Source organism: Streptomyces sp. MST-110588 (assembly GCF_022695595.1).
In the GTDB taxonomy this organism is placed as follows: Bacteria; Actinomycetota; Actinomycetes; order Streptomycetales; family Streptomycetaceae; genus Streptomyces.
In genome coordinates this window covers 4,722,038-4,746,487 of record NZ_CP074380.1, presented here as the reverse complement: position 1 = coordinate 4,746,487, position 24,450 = coordinate 4,722,038, and the positions used below count along the sequence as shown (strand labels likewise).

Below are 24,450 nucleotides of genomic sequence, written 5' to 3'. Positions count from 1 at the left end.
CCGGGTCCGGGCCCCTACCGGCCGCCGACGCGGGCGCGGACGCCGGCCCCATCAGCGCTTCTTCTGCCGGGCGAGGATCCCGTTGGCCGCTTCCTGGGCGTTGTGCACCGCCGTGGCGGCGTCCTGCTCGCCCTTGATGGCCTTCTGCATCTCGCGGACCACCGCGTCACCGACCTGGTTGGTCCACTCCACGGGCGTGTTGGCGTCGAGATCGGCCTCCTTGAGCTGATCGGCGCCCACGGCCCGTGCCACGGTCTCGGGGTCCTTGCCGTCGCCCCGGCCGGAGAAGTACGGGTCGGCCAGTCCCTTGGCGTTGGACGGGTAGATCGTCACCTGCTTGGAGAACGCGACCTGGTTGGGGCCGTTGGTGACCCACTTGGCGAACTCGGCCGCCGCGTCCGGGTGCTTGGTGTCCTTGCGGACGCCCAGCGACTGGGTGTAGATCCCGATGTGCTTGAGCGTACCGGTGACGGCCCGGGCGACCTGCGTCTGCGCGTACGCCTGCGGGGAGTTGCGCTTGATGTCCTTGATGAAGCCGGGGGAACCGGGCCCGAAGACCAGCTTGCCCGCGCCGTAGAGCTGGGCGAGGTCGTCCGACTTGGTCAGCGACTCCTTGGGCATCGCGCCCTTGTCGTACAGCTTCTTCATCCGCTGGACCCACTCGACGGCCTTGGGCGTGTCGAAGGTGAACGCGTCCCGCTTGCCGTTGAGGAGGGGGACGCCCATCTTCTGCCAGTCGCCAGGGAGCCGGCCCTTGGGGTCGGCCATGAAGGCGAAGTACGCGCCGCCGGACCGCTCGGCGATCCGCTCGGCGTGGTCGAAGAACTGCTCGACGGTCGTCGGCGGCCGGCCGGTGTCCAGGCCGGCCTTCTCGAAGAGCTTCTTGTTGTACGTGAGGATCTCGGGGGTGACGTACCAGGGGTAGGCGTACACGCCGTCGCCCTTGCCGGGCAGCTTGTACTGCTCCCAGGCGCCGGGCACGTACTCCTTGGAGACCCCGGGGTCCAGGCGCGCGACGTCGGCCAGCATGCCGCGGTCGCCCAGGAGTTGGAAGGAGTCGGTGTTGAGGTTGACGACGTCGGGCAGCGCGCCCGCCTGGGCGTCGGCGACCAGCTTCTCGTTGTAGCCCTCGCCCGGCACGTCCTCCCACTTCACCCGTACGTCCGGGTACTTCCGCTCGAACGCACCGATGACGCCCTGCACGTACGAGGAGAACGTCGGCTTGAGCTGGAGGGTGCGGAAGGTGATGTCGCCGGAGATCTTTCCGGTCCGCTCCGGCTGTCCGTCCTCGGCGGCGGACGAGCCGTCACCGCTCAGGCCGCACGCGGCGGCGGACGGTAGGAGCAGACCCGCCACCGCGGTGGCGAGGCGGAGCCGGAACCTGTGCGTGCGCGTCATGCTCGCTCCTCCTTGAGGAATCCGTGCCCGGCACGGCACGCCCGGCCGGACGCGCCGCCGGACAGCGATGACAGCGTTGTCGGCCGGGTCCGCTCCCGTCAATGCGCCGTAACGGAGGAATTGCGCTCCGGCGCGTTCGCGCCCCGCCCGCGGAAGGCGCCGACGGCCTGTCCGTACCGCCGTGTCACTCGCATGAGCTGGACTGATGCGGTAAAGCCCGGCGTCCGCCCGGAAGGGTGTCGTTTTCATAACGGGCGGCCGGGCCGTTCCCGCGGACGGCGATCCGTGCGACGTTGGACTTTTGGCGGGCCGCTGCCGGGAGTTGGGGCGCTGAAGCGCTTTAGGACGTGGTCACTAATGCGGTTTACCGTCACTGATGCGGTTCACTCCGGCCCGTCCCGGCATTTCCCGGCGCGGCTGCGGCTATGAGTACGGGTCCGGGTACGGGGTCCTGGTACGGCGGGGTCGCGGGCGGCGCCTCGGGCGGGAAGAACGGCCAGACAGGGGAACCGGCATGGGAAACGGCAGCGAAACCCCGGGGAAGCCCGCCGCGGACGCCTCCGAAGCCGGGTCCGGTGCCGGCACCGGTGACGGTCCTGGTGCACGCACTGGTGACGGCCCTGGTGGCGGCCCCGGCGGTGTCTCCGGCGGTGTCTCCGGCGGTGCCTCCGCCGCCGTCCGCCGTCCGGCACCCGCCCGCCGCCCCACGATGAAGGACATCGCCGTACGCGCCGGGGTCTCCCCCACCGCCGTCTCCTTCGCCCTCAACGGCCGGGCCGGCGTCTCCTCCGGCACCCGCGCCCGTGTCCGCAGGGTCGCCGAGGAACTGGGCTGGCAGGCCAACAGCGCCGCCCGCGCGCTGTCCGGCGAACCCACCGGCTGCGTGGGGCTGGTCCTCGCGCGCCCCGCGCACACCCTGGGCGTCGAGTCCTTCTTCCTCCAGTTGGTCTCCGGCATCCAAGAGGCGCTCGGCGCCCGGCGGGTGGCGCTGCTCTTCCAGGTGGTGGCGGACCTGGACGCCGAGTGCGCGACGTACCGGCGGTGGTGGGCCGAGCGCAGGGTGGACGGCGTCCTGGTCGTCGACCCCCGAGTCGCCGACCCGCGCCCCGGCCTGCTGGGCGCGCTGGGCCTGCCCGCCGTCTTCATCGGCGGCCTGGAGGACGGGCCCGGGGGTTCCGGTGGTTTCCGTACGCCGTCCGGCGCGCCCGGCGCACCCGCCCCGCTACCCCCGCCCCTGTCCACCGTCCGGGCCGACGACGCCGCCGCGATGCGCTCGGTCGTCGACCACCTGTACGGCCTGGGACACCGCCGCATCACCCACGTCGCGGGGCTGCCCGGCCTGGCCCACACCGCGCGTCGCGTCGGTGCCCTGCGGGCCGAGGCACGGCGGCTCGGCCTGGACCCCGGCCAGGTCTTCTCCGTTCCCACCGACTACTCCGACACCGAGGGCGCCGAGGCCACCCGCCGCCTCCTGGGCTCGCCCCGGCCCCCCACCGCGATCGTCTACGACAACGACGTCATGGCGGTGGCCGGCGCCTTCGTCGCCGCCGGGCTCGGCGTACCCGTCCCGGCCGCGCTGTCCGTCGTGGCGTGGGACGACTCAGCGCTGTGCCGGGTCACCCATCCGCGTCTGACCTCCCTGGTACGGGACACCGCCGGCTTCGGCCGGCTGGCCGCGCGGGAGCTGCTGGCCCTGCTCGACGGCGGACCGGTCCGCCACGTACAGGCCGAACTCCCCCGCCTGGAGATCCGGGAGAGCACCTCCTTCGCCGCCGACGGCCGCGACGCCTGACGGATGCCGGCAGCGGTACCGCCCGTCGACCGCGAGCCGCTCCCCTTCCCCTCCACCGCGAACCCTCCACAGCGAACCGCTCATCCTCCCCCACCGCGAACCCTCCACAGCGAACCGCTCATCCTCCCCCACCGCGAACCCTCCACAGCGACCCTGTCACCCGCCCGTCCGCCGCTCTCCTCACCCGTTCGGCGGCCCGCACCGCCGCCTCCGGATGCGTCCGTCCGCCGTAAGGCGTGTCCTCGCAGATATGACCACCCACCGCAGTCTGCTCCTGTACGGCATAACTCCGGCGGTCATCAGCACCCTGCTCGCCCTGACGGCGCCGCACACCACCGACGCCGCCGCGGCCGGGGCGTGGGTCCGTCCGCTGTCCGGCCGGCCGCGGATCTCCGAGCCGTACGGCGTGCGCGGCCACTGGAAGGCGGGGCACCACACCGGCGTCGACTTCGCCGTTCCCGCCGGCACCGCGGTCGCCTCCGTGGGCCCGGGAACGGTCGTCCTCGCCAAGCGCCACGGCGCGTACGGAAAGGCGGTGACCATCCATATGACGGACGGCCACTACACGCTCTTCGGGCACCTCTCCCGTATCTCGGTACGCGTCGGACGCCGGGTACGGGCCGGCACCCGCGTCGGCTACAGCGGCTCCACCGGCCGCGCCACCGGCCCCCACCTGCACTTCGAGGTACGTACCCGGCGCGGCTACGGCTCGGACACCGACCCCCTGGCCTACCTCGCCCGCCACGGCGTACGAGCCGTGGCCCGAGGCGTCCGACGGTGACTCCACGGACCGGCGCGGCGGCCCGCGCGAAGGCCGTACAGAGGGGCGCACAAGAGCCCGCACCCCGGCTTGCACCCCGGCGCGCGTGCCGGTGCGCACCATCGGCGCGAGAACCGGCGCGCGAAAGGGCATACGAACCGGCGTGCGTATCGGCGTGCGGACCGGCGTACAGACCCATGCGAGGACCGGCGCGCGCCCCGGCGCGTTACGGCGATCAGACGGAAGAAGCGTTACTCCGTTACTTCCCTCGTGTGACGGCACCCGACAGCAGGTTGGTGCCGCCGACGAGCAGGGCAAAGAGGTGGAGCGTCGGCGCCACGGACGCCTGCGCCCTCGGCGTCCGCACGGACCACGACCGGAACTGCCCAGGAGGTACGGGTGCTGCCCACCATGCCCAGTGACGAGCGCGAGCGGTTCCTCGCCGGCCTCCATGTAGGAGTGCTCGGGGTACCGGACACCCGCGGCGCCTCTCCGTCCGCGCCCGCGTCCGCCCCCGAGTCCACCCCCGCGTCCGCGCCCCCTTCCCCGCCCCGGTCCCCGCTGCTGGTCCCGATCTGGTACCGCTACGAGCCGGGCGGCGAGGTGGTCGTCCAGACGGCGCGGGAGAGCATCAAGGCCCGGCTCATCCGGCAGGCGGGCCGCTTCAGCCTCTGCGTACAGGACGAGCGTGCGCCCTACCGGTACGTCAGCGTCGAGGGACCCGTCGTCCAGGAGACCGACCCGGCCGACCCGGCGGAGCGCACGGCGCTGGCCCTGCGCTACCTCCCGGAGGACGAGGCCCGTGCCTACCTCCAGGGCACCGCCGACCAGCTCGTCCAGGACGTCACCTTCCGGATGCGCCCGGAGCGCTGGCGGTCCGCCGACTTCGCCTCCTTCGCCGCGGCACTGGTCTGAGCGCGGCCGGCTCCCGCCACTGCCGCCGGCCTCCCCCGTACGCCAAATGCGCTCCGCGTCTCGCGCGCCCCTTGCGCCCCGCGCACCTTTCGTGCCCCCTATGTTCTATATGCCCTATATGTTCTCCATACCGCGCATAACCCGCGTGCTGCACGCGCCCCGCGTGCCCGCGTCCCCGCGCGCAGGAAGGTGACTGTCCAGGTGTCCACCACCGAATCCCGCCTCGAACCCCTGCCCGTGATGACCGCACCCCCGTACGAACAGGCCCGCGACCGGCGTCTGCACGAGCTCTTCGACGAGCAGGCGGCCCGCGACCCCGGAGCGGTGGCCGCGCGCCACCACGACCGCCTGCTGACCTATGAGGAGCTCCGCGTCCGCTCGGACGCGCTGGCCGCCCGCCTGCACGACAGCGGCGTACGGCCCGGCACGAAGGTCGGCGTCTGCGGCAGGCGTTCGCTGGAGGCCCTGGTCGCCTTCCTGGGTGTCCTGAAGGCGGGCGCCGCCTACGTACCCCTGGACGACGACCTGCCGCCGGCCCGGCTGCGGGCGATGGCCGAGGACGCCGAGGTGCGGGTCGTCGTGCTGCTGCCGGGCAGTGCCTGCCGGGTGCGCGGGCTGCGGGCCCGGGTCGAGCTGACGCCCGGCGGCACCCCGGTGCCGGCCCGGGCCGCCGGCACGGCACCCCCCGAGGCGGCCGGCGACGCCCTGGACTGCGCGTACGTCATGTTCACCTCAGGATCGACCGGCCGCCCCAAACCCGTGGCGATCCCGCACCGCGGCGTGGTGCGCCTGGTCCTGTCCGAGCCGCGGCTGCCCCCGCCCGGCCCGGACGACGTGGTCCTGCACGCCTACGGACTGTCCTCGGACGCCTCCACCATCGAGATCTGGGCCGCGCTGCTCAGCGGCGCCCGACTGGAACTGGTGGACCGCGAGGACCTGCTCTCACCACCCGCCCTGGAACGCTGTCTGCGCGAGGGCGGCGTCAGCATCGCCCTGCTGACCACCAGCGTCTTCCACCACATGGCCCGGTCCCGGCCACAGGGACTGGGCAGCCTGCGGTTCGTCTCGGCGGGCGGGGAGGCGATGGACGCCGACCTGGCGCGCGCCGTGCTGCGCGCCTGCCCGCACACCACCGTCGTGAACTTCTACGGCCCCACGGAGAACTCGGTCGTCTCCACCTTCCACTTCGTACGGGGGCTGGCCCCGGACGCCGTCAGCGTCCCGATCGGCCGCCCCTTCGGTGCCTCGACCTGCTACGTACTGCGCCCGGACGGCAGCCAGGCGGGCCCTGGCGAGGAAGGCGAGCTGGCGGTCGGCGGGGACGGGCTGGCGCTGGGCTACTTCGGCGACCGGGCGCTGACCGCCGAACGCTTCGTGCCGTCCCCCTTCGGGTCGGGCGAGCGCCTGTACCGCACCGGCGACCGCGTCCTGCGCGGCCCCGACGGCGTACTGGAGCACCTGGGACGCCTGGACCGGCAGCTCAAACTGCGCGGCCACCGCGTGGAGCCGGACGAGGTGGAGGCGCGGCTGCGCAGCCACCCGCACGTCGGCGAGGCCGTGGTGGAACCCGACGCCGAGGCCCGGACCCTGCTGGCCTACGTCACCCCGGCCACGCCCGGCGCTGCGCTGCCGCTGGACGAGCTGCGGCAGCACTGCGCCCAGTGGCTGCCCGCCGCGGCCGTACCGCAACTGATCGCCATGGAGAGTCTGCCGGTGACCAGCGCCGGCAAGGTCGACCGGCGCCGGCTGGTGGCCGGCACCCCGCCGTACACCGGACCGCGTACGGAAGCCGGCGCACGTACGGAAGCCGGCGCACGTACCGTCACGAACCCGGGCGCAGTCACGGACCCGAGCCCCGACGACAGACCCGGCGTCAGGTCCGCTGAGAGGCCCGCTGGCAGGCCCGCTGGCAGACCTGATGACCCCCGTACGGCGGCGCATGCCAGCGGTGAGCCGCTCGCGGACGCGGTGGACGCCTTCGAAGCCGTGGTGACCAAGGCGGAAGCCATCGTCTCGGAGGCGACGACCGGCCAGTCCGCACGCCCCTCCACCGAACCCTTCACCGCCACCGAACCCGACTGCGACACCGTGCACGGCCTGACCGACGTGCTCGCCGAGGTCTGGCACACCGTGCTGCGCGTACGGCCCGCCCCCGGCGACGACTTCTTTCTCATCGGCGGCGACTCCCTGCTGGCGGCCGAAGTGGTCACCCGTACCGTCACGGTGCTGGGCCTGGACGCCGCCCACGGCAGCACGCTCGTACGGGCCCTGCTCAACGACGCCACGCTGGCCGCCTACACCCGCGCCGTCCAGGCGGCCCGCGACGGCGCCGGCTCCCCGTCCGGCGCCTCCCCGTCCGGCCCCGCCACCACCGCCGCCGACTTCGCCCGCGACGCCGAACTGGGCTTCGCGCTGCCGCCGGTCACCGGACCGCCGCCGCGCCCCGACCGGCCGAGTGAGGTGCTGCTGACCGGCGCCAGCGGCTTCGTCGGGGCGTTCCTGCTGGACCGGCTGCTGCGTGCCACCGGCGCCCGGGTGCACTGTCCCGTACGCGCCCACTCCGCCGACCACGCCCGCCGCAGGGTGCACGCCGCCTTCGAACGCTACGGCCTGGACACCGGTGTGCTGTCCGAGGCCCGCGTGGTCTGCTTCCCCTTCGACCTGACCGCGCCCCGGCTGGGCCTGGAGCCGACGCACGCCGACGAACTCGGCCGCCGCCTGGACCTGGTGGTGCACAGCGCCGCCCAGGTCAACTTCCTCTACCCGTACGCCGCACTGCGCGCCGCCAACGTCGAGGGCACCCGCGAACTCATCCGCCTGGCCGCCCCGCGCCGGGTGCCCGTCCACTTCCTGTCCACGGTCGCGGTACTGGCCGGCTTCGGCACCGCCGGCACCCACGAGGTCCGTGAGGACGATCCGCTGGACCACGCCGACCGCCTGACCATGGGCTACGCGGAGAGCAAGTGGGTCGCCGAGCAGTTGCTGCGCAACGCCGCCCGCGAAGGGCTGCCGGTCGCCGTACACCGCCCGTACGAGATCACCGGCGACCGCCGCAGCGGCGCCTGCAACACCGAGACGGCGATCTGCTCACTGTTCAAGACCATCGCCGAGACGGGGCTGGCGCCCGACATCATGCTGCCCATGGACTTCGTCCCCGTCGACCATGTCGCCGAGGCGATCGTCCACATCGCCACCCGTCACCCGGCCGACGGCCGCACCCACCACCACACCAACCCGCGCCCAGCGATGCTGCACGACATGCTCGCCCGCATGCAGGCCGCCGGCTACCGGCTGCGCACCCTCCCGTACGGCGCCTGGGTCGGCGAACTCGTACGCCATGTGGCACGCAACCCCACCAGCGCAACCATGCCGTTCGTCTCACTGTGTGTGGACCGCGGCAACAAGGCCGACATCTCGGTCAAGGAGATGTACCTGCGCGACACCTTCCCCCGTCTGAGCCGCCACAACATCGAACAAGCCCTGGCCGGCAGCGGCCTGCACTGCCCCCCGGTGGACGCGGCCCTCCTGGACCGCTACCTGAACTACTTCTTCGACTCCGGCTACCTCCCCCGCCCCGCCGGCACTTCCGCCCCGCACCCCGCCGATACCCCTGCCCACTCCACCTGACAACAACACATCCCCTCCCCACGACCGGCAGCATCCCCGCACCACCCCCGCACCATCCCCACACCCGGAGCCCGGGTCCGCGAGTGACTCGCCCCTGGCGGCGCGCAAGAGTGCCACGCCCACGCCCTACGGACCCCGCCGGCCGGCCTTCTCGACCAGGGCCCGGAAGGCACTCGGGTCACCGATGACTTCCTCGGCCCGGTCCCGCCGCTCGTACATGCCGTAGCAGCGGTCACCGATCGCGTCGGGGTCGCTCTCGCCGCCGTCGGGCGTGATGGCGGCGGCGATGGTCACGGTGCCCACATGGATGCCCTCCGGCCGGAGCTCGGTGTGCAGCGCGTGCGCCCAGTTGCGCAGGCCGGCCATGGCGATGCCGACGTCGGCCAGGAAGGGGGCCGGGACCATCGAGGACACGCCCGTGGCGAGCAGCAGCGTGCCGGTGCCCCGGGCGCGCATGTCCGGCAGTACGTGCGTCACGGCGGTCACCGCCCCAGCACCTGCAACTCGAACTGCGCGGTGACCGCGGCCACCGTCGTCCGCGCGGCCCCGCCGACCGGCGCGGTCGGGCCCGGGCCGAACGCGAGCACGTCGACCGGCCCCAGGGCGTTGCGCACCGCGTCGAGAGCGGCGGTCAGGGATTGCCGGTCCCGGATGTCGGCGGGAAAGGCGGACGCGGTCACGCCCAGCCCGGTCAGCTCGTCAACCAGGGCTTGCAGCTTCTCCTTCGTACGAGCGATCAGCCCGACCCTGAAGCCCCGACGGCCGAACGCGCGGGCCACCCCCATTCCCAGCCCCGGCCCCGCACCCACCACAACAAGCGTCTTCACCACAGCGGTTCTTCCTGCCCCTCGATCACCGCGCCCGGGCGGAGCAAGGTCAGACGTCACAGTCCGCGCACGTCACCGTCCGCAAACATCACCCCGGCTCGCACCCCGGCACTTACTCTTTGTGCGTAGCCACATGCTTCGTCACGATGAGGAGCACGACAAGACGGCACATTTCTGTCGGTGACGCACACGGAGGTAACCGTTGACCCCACACAGCGACGCGTCATCCACCGCACACATGGGTGGCATTGACGCTTTTGCGAATGACGGCATGGACGCGACGGAGCCCACCGAGTCGCAGGAGGACGTGTGCCGGCAGGTGCTGGACATCCTCGCCCTCATCGGCGACAAGTGGAGCATTCTGGTCATCGGGCAACTCCGGGACCGAACCCTGCGCTTCGGTGAACTGCACCGTGCCGTCACCGGCATCTCACAGCGCATGCTCACCCTGACGCTGCGACAGCTCGAACGTGACGGACTGCTGACCCGTACCGTCCATGCCGAGGTTCCGCCACGCGTGGAGTACACCCTGACCGCACTCGGCACGACGTTGCTGGACTCCGCCATCGCCCTCGGGGAATGGGCCACCACACACCGGCGTGAGATCAACACCAACCGGCGCCGTTACGACGACACCCACCCGCCGCGGAACCGGCGCTGACCTGACCTGACCTGACCGGGCCTGACCTGACCCCGTCAGGCGACGGAGAGGGAGGGGCGGTTGTTGAGGTCGGCGACGTCGCTGCCGGTCGCCTGCCGGTAGGCGGCGGTGGTGGCGGCTATGCCGTCGCGGACGGTGTGCTCGGAGCGGTGCATCCGGCGGTTGGCGTGGACGATGCGGGCGGTGGCCGTACGGCGTTCCGACTCGTACGCGGCCAGGGCCGTGGCGATGTCGGGCGCGGTGGCCAGGCGGTGGGCGAGGACACGGGCGTCCAGGACGGCTTGGCTGGCACCGTTGGCGCCGACCGGGTACATCGGGTGCGCGGCATCCCCCAGCAACGTCACCCGGCCCTCGCCCCAGCGCGGCAGCGGATCGCGGTCGACCATGGGGTAGCGCAGGAGCGTCCGGCTGCCGGTGATCAGGTCGCGGACCCGGCGGTCGCCGACCCGCCAGCCGTCGAAGTGGGGCAGTACGTCCTCGGGGCGGGCGGGGGCGTTCCAGTCCACCGCCGTGGCGTCGAGCGGCTGCGGCGCCGTCACGGCGATCATGGCGACCCAGTTGACCAGGGACCGGCCGCGGTCATCGGCGGTGCGGGAGATCGGGTAGGCGAGGAACTGGGCACCGGGCACTCCGGCGGTTGCGTGGGGTGCGGCGGTTGCGTGGGATGCGGCAGTTGCATGGGACGCGGCGGTCCCGGAGACGCCGGCAGCTCCGGACTCCCCGGTGGCGATCACCGCCGTACGGCCGTTCAAAAAGCGGTCGGTCTCGATGACCCCGCGCCACATCCGCACCCCCGACCACAGCAGCGGTCCCTCGCCGGGGTGGAGTGCGGTACGTACCGCCGAGTGCAGCCCATCGGCGCCGATCAGCAGTCCGGCGGTCAGGTGCGAGACCGCCCCGGTGGACCGGTCGGTGACGCGCACCCGTACCCGACCACCGCGCTCACCGCCCTCCCCGCACTCGCCGCCCTCCCCCTTCTCAGCTCCTTCGACTCCTTCGACCTGGACGCCGGTACGCACCGCCTGCGGGCCGAGCCGGTCGCATACGGCCTCCAGCAGCAGCGTCTGCAACTCGCCCCGGTGGATGGAGTACTGCGGCCAGCGATAGCCGCACGCCTTGCCGCGTGGCTCGGTGAAGAGGGTGGTGCCGTACTGGTCGACATATCGATGTTCCGCGGTGGGGACGGCGATGGCGGCGAGTTCGTCACCCAGGCCCAGTTCGATGAGTTCCCGTACGGCGTGCGGCTGCAGATTGATGCCGACGCCCAGGGGGCGGATCTCGCGGACGCGCTCGACGACGGTGGCCCCGATGCCCGCGGCATGCAGACTGAGGGCGGCGGTCAGGCCGCCGATCCCCGCTCCCGCGATCAACACGTCGGTACTCACCGGCATTACCTCCATACCTGCCATGCGTGCCATACATGACGGCCATACATGACGGTCGACGTCTGTGAACGCTGATCGCGCTCACCTCACCCACCGTCATGCACACAACGCCAGCAGTCCAACAGCTAGTTCTGCTGCCATCTAGCATGAATGCTTATGGAACTCAGGCAGTTGGAATACCTGGTGGCCGTGGTGGAAGAGGCCAGCTTCACCAAGGCGGCGGCGAAGCTGCATGTGGCGCAGTCCGGCGTCAGCGCACAGGTACGTCAGTTGGAGCGCGAGTTCGGCCAGCGGCTGCTGGACCGCTCGGGCCGTACCGTACGGCCCACCAGGGCGGGCGAGGCGGTCCTCCCGTACGCGATCGCGGCGCTCGACGCGGTGGCCGGTGCCAGATTCTCGGTGGACGAGCTGACCGGGCTGCTGCGCGGCCGGGTGGTGATGGGCATGGTGTCCACCTGGCACCCGCTCGGCCTGCCGCCGCTGCTCGCGGCGTTCCACCGCGCCCACCCGGGCGTGGAGATCACCCTCAGCGAGGCCACCTCGGACCACCTTCTGGAGGCGCTGCACCAGGGCCGGGTCGACGCCGCCATCATTGCCGTACTCCCCCGGTCCGCCACACCGCCCGGCATCACCACCCATGTCGTGGCCGATCAGCCACTGGTGGCCGCCGTCGCCCTGGACGACGAGCTGGCGTCCGCGGACTCCGTGGCCCTGGCGGAGCTGCGCGACCGCTCCTTGATGAGCCTGCCGCGCGGCACCGGCCTGCGCGCCCGTCTCGACCAGGCGTGCGCCGAAGTCAACATCACTCCCAGGATCGCGTTCGAGACGGGCAACCCCTGGGCCCTGGCCGAACTGGCCGCCGAGGGCCTCGGCGTCGCGATCCTGCCGTACGCGCTGGCCGCCCACCACCCCGGGCGGCTCCACCTCCTCCCCATCCGCCGCCCCGAAATCCGCGCTCAACTGGCCCTGGCCTGGCGCGAGGGCAAACCCCTGAACCCCGCCGCCCGCGCCCTGATCACCCACCTCAAAAACGGCCTGCCCACGGAAGCGGCAGCCAGTCGCCCACCCCACTGAACAGTCCGCCTGCCACCACTCCAAAGCTCCAGAACTCCAGAACCCGAACGCACCACCATGCCCGATAATCGAACCCATGAATGTCGTCGTTCAGCGCGTGCGTACGTCGTGGACCAAGAAATCCCGCGGCGGCTCCGAAGCCGCCCGGAGAAACGCCGCCCCGACGGCCTTCCCCCTGCCCCCAGGACTGCGCTCCGTCCTCCACGAGGTCACCATGCGCGAATCCGATTCCTTCGAGCCCCGTATGCAGGTGCGGGACCTGTCAGCTCACGGCGTGGTCCTGCGCGAGGTGGACGGGCTGCTGCGCGTGGGCCCGCCGGAGGTGACGATGTTCGGCATGCCGCGGCGCAACCGCCGCCCACCCGCCGTTCACCTGGCACCCGGCCAGTGGCTGCGATGGCAGATCAACTACCGCCTGACCGGCAGCTACGACATGTCCTGGTCCTACCGCCTGGACACCTTCAACATCGTCTACGGCTCCGCCCCACCCGAGGTCTTCCTGACCAGCACACCGACACACCACGTGGACGAACGCGGCCCCCTGCGCTGACCTCGCGCCTCACCCCTGTAGGCGACTGAGCACCTGCATGGCCTCCCGCTCGACCCGTGACACATCACCGAGGACCGTACCCGCTCGTACGAGGCACCGCGCATCACCCGACCGCCCCGCTTCGTCGATCAATGCCGCCACTTCCGTCCACAGCACGGCCGCCTCGCCGTACAGCCGATGCCCGCTGCGCAATGCGCTACGTACTCCGCTGCCGTCGACCACCAGCTCGGCGCATTCGGCGAGGAAGTCGCGGTAGAGATTGCGGAACAGGGCGCCGCCGGTGCCGCCCCTCTCCATCAGGACAGCGGCCTGCGGCAGATCCCGCTGCGGATCCTCCGTACGCCGGAACCACGTGGGCACCAGCTTGCCGGCCTTTTCGATGCCCCGGTGACCCGAATTGGCGATGGGCGGATGCAGAAAGGCGTCGGCACAGACCGTGATGGCGGAAACGATCCGCTCCTGCGGGGAGGGCAGGCCCCCAGGAGCGCTGAGAGTGAAGGACCGGTGTTTGGCGGCCATCGGCCCACGGGCGGACCTGGCCCGGGCGAGGCTCGTCAAGCTGGTGGACACGGCTCCGCCCTGCTGTTCCGTGTCCACCAGATAGGCATCGCTTTCGTCGTACCCGTACATGGCGACAACATGACCGCCGAAGTGCATCCTCGACCCGAAGTAATCCAAGTAGTAACTGTCGAGCTGCAATCCGACGGGACGCCCCGCGCCGAGAGGCCCCGTCACGTTCTCCCACGCCCTGCGGGCCGAGCCGGTCTCCTGGACCGACAGCTCCAACCCGAGCCGGGCGGCCAGATTCCTGGTGAGCTCGAAAGGCTTCACCCGTCCACCGAGAAAGGGGAAGTCCAAGTTCTTGCTGTCCCAGTAGATGAACGACAGCCCGGAGCCAAGACCGAAAAGCATCGGTTCGGACAGATCGAGCCCCTCATGCCGCAACAGCACCCCTAGCGTCGCGGTCTCACAGTGCTGCGCACCACGGGCATCGACGTGCTTCACCATGGTCATTCCATGCTCCCCTCGACAGATTCCACAAGAATGACCGCCACGACATCAGCCCGCACGCGCCTTTGTGCTGAAGGGATGTCCGGCCGGCCGGCCGCGGTGGTGCCGGCCGGCTCCTCGGCGCCGCCTCGCTCCCTCGCTCCCTCCAGGGAGTGAACGCATTGCTGCGGTCGGCCCGCCCCGGGCGACCGGAAGGCCCGCAGTTGGTCTGCTGGGGCTGACAGCAAGCCCTGTGCGCCACCGTGCCGCTGGCGACCCCAGCCCCGGCGCTCGCATCTCCTCTCACGCCGCCATATACGTACGCGTCATATACGTACGCGCGCGCCATATACGTACGACGCGTCGCGGCCTCTTCGGAGGTGGCCCCCGGCGCCCGGTGTGCCGATGCTGCCGGTGGCCGGCTCACCCGTCACCAGCTCGGACCCTTCGACGTCCCATGGCGCGAGGCGATCGCCCACCGTGTCACCGCCTAGCCGCCGCCCGGCCACCGCCTCGGCGGCGGAAAGCCGCCCCCTTACCCGGGAGCACTTCACTTCGGCCTCACCGGTCACGTCAATTCCTCCCGCTGTCACGCACACGGGCACACGGCCCGCACATCCCATTCCCCAACGGAAACCGACAGAAGGACCGGTCCGCATGAGAACGTCCGTCATCACCGCCGTGTGTTTCTCCATGGCGGCAGCAGCCGGGGCACTGGCGCTGACACCACGGCCGGCAGCCGCAGGCTCGACGGGAGCTGCGGCGAAAGACACCGCCGCGGTCTCTCTCGGGGACAGTTTCATCTCCGGTGAGGCAGGGCGCTGGTACGGCAACGCGACCGGCCCGGACAGCAAGACCGATCTGTGGGGTACGGACGGCGCCGTCAAGTCGTGCGACAGCACCGGCACGAACTGTGTCAAGGACCGGACCTTGGTGTACGACAACTCCTCGACGCTGAAATGCCACCGCTCCCTGCAAGTCGCCGAAATCGTCACGGCCAACCTTCCCGACATCAAGAGACGCGTCAATCTGGCGTGCTCGGGCGCCATCTCGAAGAACATCTGGCGGGACGGAACAAAGCAGTATCCGCCGGAGGAAACACAGAATGCACGGCTGGAGCAGACAGCACAGCTGCACAACGTCAAACTGATCGTACTGTCCGTCGGAGGAAATGATCTGAAGTTTTCCAAGATCATCAAGGAATGTGCCGAGCATTATGTGAAGTTCTGGCGTGGCGAATGCCACACCTCCGCCCAAGAAAAAGTGAAGAAGGCCATCGGGGAGGTGGAGCAAAACGTCAAGAAGACGATCAATGACGTGCGGAAGGTGATGGAGGACGCGAAATACAAGAAAGACTCCTACCGATTCATCCTGCAGTCCTATCCCTCGCCACTACCAGGCAAGAACAACTTCCGCGGCTACACCGGGCGCTACGATCGCATACAGCACGGCTGCCCTTTCCACAGCCGCGATGCCGAGTGGGCGCGCAACGAGCTGACGAAAGACCTGTCCGAGCGCTACGCGAAAATCGTCGACGCCGTGAACAAGGACACCGACCGCACAAAGGTGCGGTTCCTTGACCTCCGGGACGCCCTGAACGGGCACGAGGCATGCAACCTGCTGAGCCGCGAGGCGTCGTCGGCGAACAACCGGTTCCACCGGATCGCACCGGCCGAGAGCGATTGGGTCCGCTCGGTGGACTACCAGGAAAAGCAGGGTGAAACAGACGAGTCGATGCACCCGAATGCCTACGGCCAGATGGCGCTCGGCGTGTGTCTGGGCCGGGCCTACAGCCTCAACTCAGACGCCCGGTGCACGGCCGTCCCTCGACAGGGGCTGAGCGCCATCCGCGTCGAAAAGAAGCGATAAAAAAAAATCCGCCGCTCACCTACACGAAGGACACAGCACATCATGCGACACATCGCCGCCCCGATCGCCATGGCGCTGAGCGTCTGCTGCCTGGCCGCACCGGCCACCGCGCACGCGAACACGGATACCCGGCAGGCCGCCGCCGGCAGCGTACACAAGGAGCCCGAGGTGTACTGCGGGAAGGAAGAAAGGAAGCTCGGCAAGTCCGGGTGGACCCGCTCGACGAACCAGCCGTGCATTGCGCGCCAGGATGACAAGATCTGGGTCGAGCTGGGGATCAGCGCGTGTGGCTTCTGGGACTACTGGTTCTGGGTGCCGGCCAACAAGGACTATCCGTGTCACATCGTCAAGTGGGATTACACGGTCTATCTGAACGGCCAGGTCCAGTTCTCCGGGCGCGGCACCCCGGGTAGCCACCCCGGCCCCAAATTCCGTCTTCCTGCGGAGAAAAAGGAATCGAACCGGGGCGACGGGACCTATGAAGTCCGTTTCTCCTTCACTCAGAAGGGGCCCCGGTGGACCAAGGACTCGGAGGACCTGATCGTAGACCGGAAGGCGCCCGTCGTCGTGGGATAGGCGACGGCACGAGCGAGCACCTCCAGCGCAGGAAAGAAACAGACGCCCGAAAGCAGGAATCCACATGCCAGAGGAATCCGAGGCAGCGGCCACGGAAAGAAAGCACAAGGCCGAGTTCGCGGCAAACCTGGACACGCAAGGCCGGCTGTGGTTCGTCGACCAACTGGACCTGGACCAGCCGCGCGAACCGTATCACTTCAAACCCCGCGCCCTGCACGACACGACCAAGAAAAGGGCGGCGGTCAACGCGGGCAGCCTGGTGTCCTTCGTGGCCGGCGTATCCGCCCAGGCCAAGGACGACATCCTCAATTCGGTACTGCTGGCCCAGCTCGCGGCAAACAAGAAGTACAACCGCGAGCGGGACACCGTCAACTGGTACGCCTTCTACAGAAACGTCCTCGAACACGTGGGCTGGGCGCTCCAGGCGTTTGAATTCACCCAGTACAAGCACGACGAAGCCAGGTTCACGATGGACAAGGCCGTCCTGAAGATCCTGGTGGCCCTGCTGACAGGCACGGGCGAGTACGACGTGGCCAAGCTCACCATCGAGGCGCTGAAGAACCTGCCCGAGCACGACAACCGCGTGGTGCTGTTCGAACGCGAAAGCCACGAAATGAGGATGGGAAACTTCCAGATCGCGGTGGCCAACGAAACCGATACCGCGGTGGCGGTGAAGATGGGCGCGTTCTACTTCACCACCACACAGGATGTCACCCACATCCTGTGGGCCGAGTTCACCCAGAGCAGCCTGACCTTCTACCGGGGCACGCAGTCGATGACCCTCGACACCACCATCTACGCCAAGGTCCGCGACCAGATCATCAACAAGCTCGGCGACCGTGCGACGCAATTCGTCAAGGACCTCGAAATCGACTGACCAACCGCTGCACCTGTGCCACCGTCCGGATTCGCTGACGTCCTCCACCCGACCTCCCACATCCGAATACGTTCCGAGTACGTGGGGTCGGTCCCACCAGAAGTCCCAGCGATGGACTCCCGTGATCCGCTCGGCGTACGCAGCCAGTGCGTACGGCCTGTTGCCCTACGCCCCTCTTCCGGGTGATGGCGCCAGGGGAACTTTCGAAGTAAATTCAAAGTCATGAGTGCCGAGAGTGCAGCCGTGAACTTCTCCGAGCTGGTGAACAAGAACAAGCAGACCCTCGCCCGGCTCCAGGAATCGCCGAGACTGCTCCTGCACCGCAGAGACGGCGAGGATCTGGTCCTGACCACCGCGGCGCGGGCCGAGCAGGACCAGACGGTGGTGTCCGCCGCCACCCGGATGCTGGCCGCGCTCGCCCGCCGGGAGCCCGGCAGCATGGAGCTGCTCCTCGACATACTGCCGGATGCGTTTCCCTGGGTCCGCTTCCTTCCCGAGACCGACGTCCATGCCTTCGCCGTCGAACTGGTCGACACCATGCGGGCCGCCGACTCGCTCGGCAACAGCGCGTCCGTCGCCCAGTTGCTCACCGCCTGGCAGCACACCGCCGAGGCCTACTCCGACCCCGAACTGCTGGCCGCGCTGACCCAGGACCACGGCGAGGACTACGGCCCGGTACCGGATCCGCGGGGCGTCGCATGACCGCGGGTCGCGGCAACCGCGCCGCGCCCCCGGCACCGGGCGGCCACTGGGAGGTTCGCTTCGCCGACGCGGCCTCGGCCAAGGGCTGGGAGAGCCTCGCCCAGCAGGCCCGCGAGAACACCTACCGCGCCTGGATCACCATGCGCACCGCCCCCGGACCGCCCACCGAAACTCCCCGGCACCACCGCCTCAAGGGCTGTCTGGCGCATGGCACCCACCGCGGGCAGACCTGCGAGCAGTGGCAGATCGAGGTCACCGGCGGCGGCCGCATCTGGTATCTCCTCGACACCATCCGGGAGACATGCTGGATCACCTTCGCAGGTACGGGGCACCCGAGGGCCACAGACCGACGCCGAGCCGGAGCAGCCGGGCAGCGATCGTTCCCCGAGGACACGGATCGGCCCCTGTTCTCAGGAGTAGCGGCGGTACGCCTTGTTGGCGATGCGCCAGCTCCAGCTATCGTCGGCGCGGGCCAGCAGGACGATGTCGGTGAAGGTGCCCGCGCCGTGCCGGAGCGTCAATTTCAAACACATCGGTCCTCAGCCACCGGCTCGGTGTCGGCCAGCGGCCGGCCCGACGGCACGGACCGGACGGCCACCGCCACACCACAGGGCCTGACCGGACAGCGGCACCGCCAAAGCCGTGGAGCACCGACGTCCATCACCCCGAACATCCCGGAACAAGCCCCGGAAACGACGAAGATCCCGAGCGATCGTCATGATCGTCGGGATCTTGTCAACCGATCTTGAGCGAACTCAAGAACAGTCTGCGGTGGACCTGAGGGGATTCGAACCCCTGACCCCCTCGTTGCGAACGAGGTGCGCTACCAGCTGCGCCACAGGCCCTTGCGACGAGTGAAACTCTAGCATCCCTGCGGCGGTGCTCAAAAATCGTTGTCGGTGCTGGTCAGGGGCGGGTGGTTCACTCGTTCGCGGCGCGGGGGCGGTCTTCGTCGGCGTACTGGTCGAACAGAGGAGTGTGGCCGCGGGTGCGGCGGCCGGGGGTGGGGCGGCGGGCGGGGTCGTCGGCGCGTTCGCGGGGGCGGTCGCGGTCGGGGCGGGGCTTGGTGCCGTCGGGGGCGGCGCTGGAGCGGGCCGAGCTCCAGGCGTCGTCGGCGCCCAGGTCGACGTGGCTGGTGGCGCGCGGGGCGACCGGGGCGGTGACGTACGTGGGCAGCGGGACGGGGACCGGGTCCCAGCCCGCGGGCTCGGCGCTGCCGCGCTCGCGTTCGCGCTGCTGGTCGACCCACTCGGCGTGGTCGGTCTCCTCGACCAGGGCCCGGCGGCCGGCGGTCTGCGGGGTCGGCGGGGGCTCCTGGCGGGGCGGCCGGGCCGCGCGCGGGGGCCGTACGGGCTCCGGGCCGGGCTCGATGGCGGCTTCGGCGGGGAACTCCTCGGGCGACGGCTGCTGGGCCGCCGGCTGCGGGCGGGTCCGGCTCTCGCGCAGGCGGCGTGCCGCCGCCTCGGCCTGGCGCTGGTCCATCGTGAAGATGAAGCGGCGGCGCTCCTGACGGCGCAGGTAGACGATGTACGCGCTGAGGAGGAGGGCGGGGACGCCCGGGGCCCACAGGAAGGCGATACCGCCGACGGCGGCGACGATCGCGCCGAGGGTGAAGGCGAGGAAGAGGACCGTGGTGGTGCGCCGGCGGCGGGCCAGGACCTTGGCCCGCTTGGTGCGCTCGGCGGCCGAGCGGCGTGGGGAGGGAGGGGCGGATGTGGAGGGTGTGGGGGGTGGTGAGGTTGCGGGGGGCGTGATGGAGGGAGGTTGTTGGGTGTGGGGGTGTCGGACGGGGCTTCGGTGGCGGGCTGGGGCGGGCCCGCATGAGCGTGGGCGGACGCCGGTGCGGGCGGGGCCTCCGGGCCGGGTGTGGGGGTACGTACTCCGCGGGCACGCCGAAGGACCGGACGTCGGCCGGCTCGGCCGGGCTGTCCGGGTCTCGCGTATCGCCCGCATCGTCGGTGGCGGAGCGGCCCTGTCGCCCCTCCTGCCCCTTGGCGTAACGGCGTTCCATCGCCGCCCGTCCGGACAGGAGCCGGATGGCGGTGCTGAAACGCTCCGTCGGCCGGGCTTCGTTCAGCTCGTCCTGCCTACGGAGCCACATCGGCACCAAGTAGGCGGCCCAGGCCCCGACGATGACTGCGTAGATGAGGCCGCTGCTGCTCACGTCTCACACGGTAGAGGGGTTTGCACGGGGCCATCCGCCAATTGAGCCGGTGTGTCGCACGATCTGGCTGATATCTCGAACTTTTTTTGTGATTGTTGAGATCAGTAGCCTGCGAATGTGGTCGAGCTGTGAACAAATTCGAACACTTATTTTATTTATAGGGGGCGCCGGGCTTCTCCCTGCGCCAGCGGTTGAGCAGCCCCTCGGGCACCTCCTCCGCCGTCAGCGCGAATACCAGGTGGTCCCGCCAGGCGCCGTCGATGTGCAGGTAGCGGGGCCGCAGCCCCTCCTCGCGGAAGCCGAGTTTCTCCACGACCCGCCGGCTCGGCCCGTTCTCCGGGCGGATGCAGACCTCGATGCGGTGCAGGCCCACCGTACGGAAGCAGTGGTCCACCGCCAGCGCGACGGCGGTGGGTATGACGCCGCGTCCGGCCACCGCCTGGTCGACCCAGTAGCCGATGTGGCCCGAACACATCGAGCCCCAGGTGATCCCGGCGACCGTCAGTTGCCCGGCCAGCCGGCCGCGGTGCTCCACGACGAAGGGCAGCATCCGGCCGGCGTGGGCCTCGGCCCGCAGATGGCGGACCATCTGGCGGTAGGTGGGGCGGCTGGGGGCCAGCGCGCCGGGCGGGGGCGGCGGAATCGTCGCCTCCCACGGGCGCAGCCAGTCACGGTTGCGGCGGTTGACCTCGCGCCACGCCTTTTGGTCACGCAGCTTTATGGGGCGGAGGGCGGTGTCGCCGTCCGCCAGCACGACCGGCCAGGGCGCGTTCAGTGGGCGCTCCCGGAAGGCCGCGGGTGATCGCCGCCGCGGAGCTGGTCGACGGCGTGCGGGAGCAGTTCGGCCAGGACGGCCAGGCCGTCACGGACGCCGCCCGTGGAGCCGGGCAGGTTGACGATCAAGGTGCGTCCGGCGACTCCGGCCAGGCCCCGGGACAGGGCGGCGGTGGGTACCTTCGCGCGCCCCGCGGCACGGATGGCCTCGGGGATGCCGGGGACCTCGTAGTCGATCACGCGGCGGGTGGCCTCGGGGGTGCGGTCGGTCGGCGAGACGCCCGTGCCGCCGGTGGTCAGTACGACGTCGTACGCGGCTGCCGCGGCCTCGCGCAGCGCCGCCTCGACGGGCTCGCCGTCCGGCACCACCACCGGGCCGTCCACGGCGAACCCCAGGGCGCTCAGGCCCTCGACGAGCAGCGGGCCGCCCTTGTCGGCGTAGACGCCGGCGGCTGCGCGGTTGGAGGCGGTGACCACCAGGGCCCGCGGGGGGCGGGGCTCGGTCATGCGCCGCTCCGGTCATCCCGTACGGAATCGTCCCGTATGGCGTCGTCGCCTTGTACGGAGTCGCCCCGTACGGCGTCGCCTTGTACGGAGTCCTCGCCGGACGGCCGGCGGCTCCAGTCCCCCGACTTGCCGCCGGTCTTCTCTTCCACCCGAATGTCCGTGATGACCGCCTCCTTGTCCACCGCCTTGATCATGTCGACGACGGTGAGGGCGGCGACGGAGACCGCGGTCAGGGCCTCCATCTCCACGCCCGTACGGCCGGTGGTCTTGACGGTGGCCCACAGCTCCACGGCGTCGTCGGCGACCCGCAGGTCGACCTTGACGCCGGAGACGTCCAGCGGATGGCACAGCGGAATCAGCTCGGGGGTGCGCTTGGCGCCCATGATTCCCGCGATCCGGGCCGTGGCCAGCGCGTCTCCCTTGGGCAGGCCCTCGCCCCGCAGCAGTTCGACCACGCGCGGCGAGACCAGCACCCGGCCGCTGGCGCGGGCGGTGCGCGCGGTGACGTCCTTCCCGGAGACGTCGACCATACGGGCCGCGCCCGCCGCGTCGAGGTGGGTGAGGTGTTGCTGGCCGCTGCTCATCGTGCTCCCGGTCCGACCGTGCCGCCTGTGCGACGACACGGTACCCGTACCCGCCGACAGCCACCCGGGCAGGACGGCAACGCCCGTACAACGCCCCTATGAGGGAGCTGCGCACGACGGCCGGGGGCTGGGCTCAGTGGAGCCGGACGATGTCCACCTCGGCGCCCGCCTCGACCCGGGTGTCGTTTTCGGGGACCACGATCAGGGCGTTGGCGTGCGCCAGGGCCTTGATCAGGTGGGAGCCGGCGCCGCCCACCGGTGTGACCCGGCCGCTGTCGGGGTCGTAGGAGCCGCGCAGGAACTGCCGGCGGCCCTTGGGCGAGGAGGTGACGGCCTCGGCGCACACCGCGCGCAGGGTGTGCCGGTGGACGTCGGGCAGACCCATCAGGGTGCGGATCACGGGCCGTACGAACAGTTCGAAGGAGACGTACGAGCTGACGGGGTTGCCGGGCAGCGCCAGCAGCGGCGTACGGTCCGGGCCGATCAGACCGAAGCCCTGCGGCTTGCCCGGCTGCATGGCCAGCTTGCGGAAGTGCACCGTGCCCTCCTCCGCCGAAAGGCCGGCGAGGGTTTCCTTGACGACGTCGTACGCGCCGACGCTGACCCCGCCGCTGGTGACGACGAGGTCGGCACGTACGAGCTGGTCCTCCAGGGCCGCGCGCAGCGTCGGGGCGTCGTCGGCCACCGTGCCCGCCCGGTAGGCGAGGGCCCCGGCGTCACGGGCGGCGGCGGTGAGCTGGAAGCTGTTGGAGTCGTGGATCCGTCCGGCGTCCAACGGCTCGCCGGGCTGGACCAGTTCGCTGCCGGTGGACAGGACGACGACGCGGGGGCGCGGCCGGACCCGGACCGTGCCGCGGCCGATCGCGGCGAGCAGGCCGATCTGCGGCGGCCCCAGGACCGTGCCCGCCCGCAGCGCCAGTTCCCCGGCCGCCACGTCGCTGCCCCGGGCGCGCACATGGGCCCGCTCGGTCACCGGGCGGTGGACGCGGACCTCGCCGCCCGCGGCCCCGGGGTCGGCGCTGTGGAAGCGCATTCCGGCGGCCGGCCCCTGTCCCGTACCGCCGTCGGTCCACTCGACCGGTACGACGGCCTCGGCACCGGGCGGCAGGGGGGCGCCGGTCATGATGCGGGCGGCCTCGCCGGGCCCGACGGCGGGGAGGTCGCCGCTGCCGGCCGCGATGTCACCGACGACGGTCAGCGCGGCGGGGTACTCCTCGGTGGCGCCCGCCACGTCGCAGACGCGGACCGCGTAGCCGTCCATGGAGCTGTTGTCGAAGGGCGGCAGGGCGGCGGGGACCGTGACGTCCTCGACCAGGACGCAGCCCTGGGCGTCGAGCAGCCGCAGCTCGATCGGCTCCAGTGGGCGGACCTTGGAGAGGACGTCTTCGAGGTGCTCGGCCACCGACCAGATGCGGTCCTGGTGGGTGATCTGGTCGGTGGTGCCGCTCACAGCCCTACATCTCCTCGCTGACGTAACTGCGCAGCCAGGTCCGGAAGTCCGGGCCCAGGTCCTCACGTTCGCATGCCAGTCTGACAATGGCACGGAGGTAGTCGCCACGGTCTCCGGTGTCATAGCGGCGGCCCTTGAAGACCACGCCGTGCACCGGGCCGCCCACGGTGGGGTCGGCGGCCAGGGTCTGCAGGGCGTCGGTGAGCTGGATCTCGCCGCCGCGGCCGGGCTCGGTCTTGCGCAGCACCTCGAAGACGGCCGGGTCGAGCACGTACCGGCCGATGATGGCCAGATTGCTGGGGGCGTCGGCCGGATCCGGCTTCTCCACCAGGTCGGAGACCCGGACCACGTCCTCGTCGCCGGTGGGCGCGGCGGCGGCGCAGCCGTAGAGGTGGATCTGCTTGGGGTCGACCTCCATGAGGGCGATGACGGAGCCGCCGTGCTGCTCCTGCACCTCGATCATGCGCTGGAGCAGCGGGTCGCGGGGGTCGATCAGGTCGTCGCCGAGCAGGACGGCGAAGGGCTGGTCGCCGACGTGCGGGGCGGCGCACAGGACGGCGTGGCCCAGGCCCTTGGGGTCACCCTGGCGCACGTAGTGCATGGTCGCCAGGTCGCTGGATTCCTGTACGCGGGCGAGCCGGGACTCGTCACCCTTGCGGTGCAGGGCCTCCTCCAGCTCGTAATTGCGGTCGAAGTGGTCCTCAAGGGGGCGCTTGTTGCGGCCGGTGATCATCAGGACGTCGGAAAGCCCGGCGTCGGCGGCCTCCTCCACCACGTACTGGATGGCGGGCTTGTCGACGACCGGCAGCATCTCCTTGGGCGTGGCTTTCGTGGCGGGCAGAAAGCGGGTGCCGAGGCCGGCGGCCGGGATGACAGCCTTGCTGATCCGAGTACGCGATTGAGTCATGCGGAGAACGATAACCGGCCCTTCGCGGCGGACCGTGACGGTCCTGCGAACCGGTCCCGGA

20 protein-coding genes, 1 tRNA gene and 2 pseudogenes are annotated in these 24,450 nt (G+C 70.8%); 11 read left to right on the top strand and 12 right to left on the bottom strand.

Translation table 11 applies throughout. The features are described 5' to 3' along the window. Positions 1–51 precede the first annotated feature (51 nt). A complete protein-coding gene (locus tag KGS77_RS20845) occupies positions 52–1,398 on the bottom strand; it encodes a sugar ABC transporter substrate-binding protein (RefSeq protein WP_242584074.1) in 1,347 nt (448 codons plus the stop codon). Positions 1,399–2,107: 709 nt separating this feature from the next. Between KGS77_RS20845 and KGS77_RS20840 the strand changes: the two genes are divergently transcribed. From KGS77_RS20840 to KGS77_RS20825, 4 genes are all read left to right on the top strand, one after another. Further along, entirely contained in the window at positions 2,108–3,190 is a 1,083-nt protein-coding gene (locus KGS77_RS20840; protein ID WP_242587591.1) for a LacI family DNA-binding transcriptional regulator, read from the top strand. 250 nt (positions 3,191–3,440) lie between these two features. Continuing rightward, positions 3,441–3,971 carry a M23 family metallopeptidase gene (locus KGS77_RS20835; RefSeq protein ID WP_242584071.1) on the top strand — a complete coding sequence of 177 codons (531 nt, stop codon included), beginning with the start codon at positions 3,441–3,443 and terminating at the stop codon, positions 3,969–3,971. Between the two features lie 378 nt (positions 3,972–4,349). Further along, the gene (locus KGS77_RS20830) at positions 4,350–4,865 is read left to right on the top strand and encodes a pyridoxamine 5'-phosphate oxidase family protein (RefSeq protein ID WP_347404514.1); all 516 of its coding nucleotides are present in this window, start codon (positions 4,350–4,352) and stop codon (positions 4,863–4,865) included. Positions 4,866–5,105: 240 nt separating this feature from the next. Beyond that, positions 5,106–8,492: an amino acid adenylation domain-containing protein gene (locus KGS77_RS20825; protein WP_242587589.1), complete on the top strand. Its 3,387-nt coding sequence runs from the start codon at positions 5,106–5,108 to the stop codon at positions 8,490–8,492. Between the two features lie 126 nt (positions 8,493–8,618). On the opposite strand, the gene KGS77_RS20820 is transcribed toward KGS77_RS20825, so the two are convergent. Continuing rightward, positions 8,619–8,978 (bottom strand): hypothetical protein, encoded by a 360-nt coding sequence (locus KGS77_RS20820; RefSeq protein ID WP_242584069.1) that lies wholly within the window; start codon positions 8,976–8,978, stop codon positions 8,619–8,621. Beyond that, on the bottom strand, positions 8,975–9,319 hold the full coding sequence (locus KGS77_RS20815) for an SDR family NAD(P)-dependent oxidoreductase (RefSeq protein WP_242584067.1): 345 nt from the start codon (positions 9,317–9,319) through the stop codon (positions 8,975–8,977). The genes KGS77_RS20820 and KGS77_RS20815 overlap by 4 nt, the downstream gene beginning before the upstream one ends. Positions 9,320–9,590: 271 nt before the next feature. Between KGS77_RS20815 and KGS77_RS20810 the strand changes: the two genes are divergently transcribed. Then, positions 9,591–9,980, top strand: a complete 390-nt coding sequence (locus KGS77_RS20810; protein ID WP_242584065.1) for a helix-turn-helix domain-containing protein — start codon at positions 9,591–9,593, stop codon at positions 9,978–9,980. Positions 9,981–10,015: 35 nt separating this feature from the next. Here the strand turns inward: KGS77_RS20810 and KGS77_RS20805 are convergent, their stop codons facing one another. Next, complete coding sequence (locus tag KGS77_RS20805) at positions 10,016–11,365, bottom strand: FAD-dependent monooxygenase (protein ID WP_242584063.1); 1,350 nt, start codon at positions 11,363–11,365, stop codon at positions 10,016–10,018. 156 nt (positions 11,366–11,521) lie between these two features. Here KGS77_RS20805 and KGS77_RS20800 point away from each other — a divergent pair, with 156 nt between their 5' ends. Further along, positions 11,522–12,439 (top strand): LysR substrate-binding domain-containing protein, encoded by a 918-nt coding sequence (locus KGS77_RS20800; protein WP_242584061.1) that lies wholly within the window; start codon positions 11,522–11,524, stop codon positions 12,437–12,439. A gap of 76 nt (positions 12,440–12,515) precedes the next feature. Beyond that, complete coding sequence (locus tag KGS77_RS20795) at positions 12,516–12,989, top strand: hypothetical protein (RefSeq protein WP_242584057.1); 474 nt, start codon at positions 12,516–12,518, stop codon at positions 12,987–12,989. A gap of 9 nt (positions 12,990–12,998) precedes the next feature. Here the strand turns inward: KGS77_RS20795 and KGS77_RS20790 are convergent, their stop codons facing one another. Further along, positions 12,999–14,003 (bottom strand): BtrH N-terminal domain-containing protein, encoded by a 1,005-nt coding sequence (locus KGS77_RS20790; protein ID WP_242584056.1) that lies wholly within the window; start codon positions 14,001–14,003, stop codon positions 12,999–13,001. A gap of 633 nt (positions 14,004–14,636) precedes the next feature. Between KGS77_RS20790 and KGS77_RS20785 the strand changes: the two genes are divergently transcribed. The 4 genes from KGS77_RS20785 to KGS77_RS20770 all read left to right on the top strand — a co-directional run bounded on the left by KGS77_RS20785 (position 14,637) and on the right by KGS77_RS20770 (position 18,003). Next, positions 14,637–15,848 carry an SGNH/GDSL hydrolase family protein gene (locus tag KGS77_RS20785; protein ID WP_242584054.1) on the top strand — a complete coding sequence of 404 codons (1,212 nt, stop codon included), beginning with the start codon at positions 14,637–14,639 and terminating at the stop codon, positions 15,846–15,848. Between the two features lie 42 nt (positions 15,849–15,890). Then, positions 15,891–16,424, top strand: coding sequence for a hypothetical protein (locus KGS77_RS20780; protein ID WP_242584051.1), 534 nt, complete (start codon positions 15,891–15,893; stop codon positions 16,422–16,424). Positions 16,425–16,488: 64 nt separating this feature from the next. Continuing rightward, positions 16,489–17,301 carry a hypothetical protein gene (locus KGS77_RS20775; protein WP_242584049.1) on the top strand — a complete coding sequence of 271 codons (813 nt, stop codon included), beginning with the start codon at positions 16,489–16,491 and terminating at the stop codon, positions 17,299–17,301. 222 nt (positions 17,302–17,523) lie between these two features. Beyond that, entirely contained in the window at positions 17,524–18,003 is a 480-nt protein-coding gene (locus KGS77_RS20770; RefSeq protein WP_242584047.1) for a hypothetical protein, read from the top strand. 772 nt (positions 18,004–18,775) lie between these two features. Here the strand turns inward: KGS77_RS20770 and KGS77_RS20755 are convergent. The 7 genes and pseudogenes from KGS77_RS20755 to galU all read right to left on the bottom strand — a co-directional run bounded on the left by KGS77_RS20755 (position 18,776) and on the right by galU (position 24,389). After that, positions 18,776–18,848 (bottom strand) — tRNA-Ala (locus tag KGS77_RS20755). Positions 18,849–18,924: 76 nt separating this feature from the next. After that, positions 18,925–20,167: pseudogene (glpR, locus tag KGS77_RS20750) on the bottom strand (gephyrin-like molybdotransferase receptor GlpR). A 151-nt stretch (positions 20,168–20,318) separates the two neighbouring features. After that, complete coding sequence (locus tag KGS77_RS20745; RefSeq protein WP_242587588.1) at positions 20,319–20,942, bottom strand: GNAT family protein; 624 nt, start codon at positions 20,940–20,942, stop codon at positions 20,319–20,321. Continuing rightward, positions 20,939–21,448, bottom strand: coding sequence for a MogA/MoaB family molybdenum cofactor biosynthesis protein (locus tag KGS77_RS20740; protein ID WP_242584045.1), 510 nt, complete (start codon positions 21,446–21,448; stop codon positions 20,939–20,941). Before KGS77_RS20740 ends, KGS77_RS20745 begins: the two co-directional genes overlap by 4 nt. Positions 21,449–21,555: 107 nt before the next feature. Continuing rightward, positions 21,556–22,032: pseudogene (gene moaC / locus KGS77_RS20735) on the bottom strand (cyclic pyranopterin monophosphate synthase MoaC); the annotation flags it as partial. Positions 22,033–22,165: 133 nt separating this feature from the next. Then, positions 22,166–23,482: a gephyrin-like molybdotransferase Glp gene (glp, locus tag KGS77_RS20730; protein ID WP_242584043.1), complete on the bottom strand. Its 1,317-nt coding sequence runs from the start codon at positions 23,480–23,482 to the stop codon at positions 22,166–22,168. Between the two features lie 4 nt (positions 23,483–23,486). Beyond that, a complete protein-coding gene (gene galU / locus KGS77_RS20725) occupies positions 23,487–24,389 on the bottom strand; it encodes a UTP--glucose-1-phosphate uridylyltransferase GalU (protein ID WP_242584041.1) in 903 nt (300 codons plus the stop codon). Positions 24,390–24,450 lie beyond the last annotated feature (61 nt).

Coding starts and splice junctions, on each gene's coding strand:
- KGS77_RS20780 (WP_242584051.1), top strand. CDS start 15,891: ATGCGACACATCGCCGCCCCGATCGCCATGGCGCTGAGCGTCTGCTGC.
- KGS77_RS20800 (WP_242584061.1), top strand. CDS start 11,522: ATGGAACTCAGGCAGTTGGAATACCTGGTGGCCGTGGTGGAAGAGGCC.
- KGS77_RS20825 (WP_242587589.1), top strand. CDS start 5,106: ATGACCGCACCCCCGTACGAACAGGCCCGCGACCGGCGTCTGCACGAG.
- galU (WP_242584041.1), bottom strand. CDS start 24,389: ATGACTCAATCGCGTACTCGGATCAGCAAGGCTGTCATCCCGGCCGCC.
- KGS77_RS20840 (WP_242587591.1), top strand. CDS start 2,108: ATGAAGGACATCGCCGTACGCGCCGGGGTCTCCCCCACCGCCGTCTCC.
- KGS77_RS20845 (WP_242584074.1), bottom strand. CDS start 1,398: ATGACGCGCACGCACAGGTTCCGGCTCCGCCTCGCCACCGCGGTGGCG.
- KGS77_RS20740 (WP_242584045.1), bottom strand. CDS start 21,448: ATGACCGAGCCCCGCCCCCCGCGGGCCCTGGTGGTCACCGCCTCCAAC.
- KGS77_RS20770 (WP_242584047.1), top strand. CDS start 17,524: ATGAGTGCCGAGAGTGCAGCCGTGAACTTCTCCGAGCTGGTGAACAAG.
- KGS77_RS20835 (WP_242584071.1), top strand. CDS start 3,441: ATGACCACCCACCGCAGTCTGCTCCTGTACGGCATAACTCCGGCGGTC.
- KGS77_RS20810 (WP_242584065.1), top strand. CDS start 9,591: ATGGACGCGACGGAGCCCACCGAGTCGCAGGAGGACGTGTGCCGGCAG.
- KGS77_RS20795 (WP_242584057.1), top strand. CDS start 12,516: ATGAATGTCGTCGTTCAGCGCGTGCGTACGTCGTGGACCAAGAAATCC.
- KGS77_RS20790 (WP_242584056.1), bottom strand. CDS start 14,003: ATGACCATGGTGAAGCACGTCGATGCCCGTGGTGCGCAGCACTGTGAG.
- KGS77_RS20785 (WP_242584054.1), top strand. CDS start 14,637: ATGAGAACGTCCGTCATCACCGCCGTGTGTTTCTCCATGGCGGCAGCA.
- KGS77_RS20775 (WP_242584049.1), top strand. CDS start 16,489: ATGCCAGAGGAATCCGAGGCAGCGGCCACGGAAAGAAAGCACAAGGCC.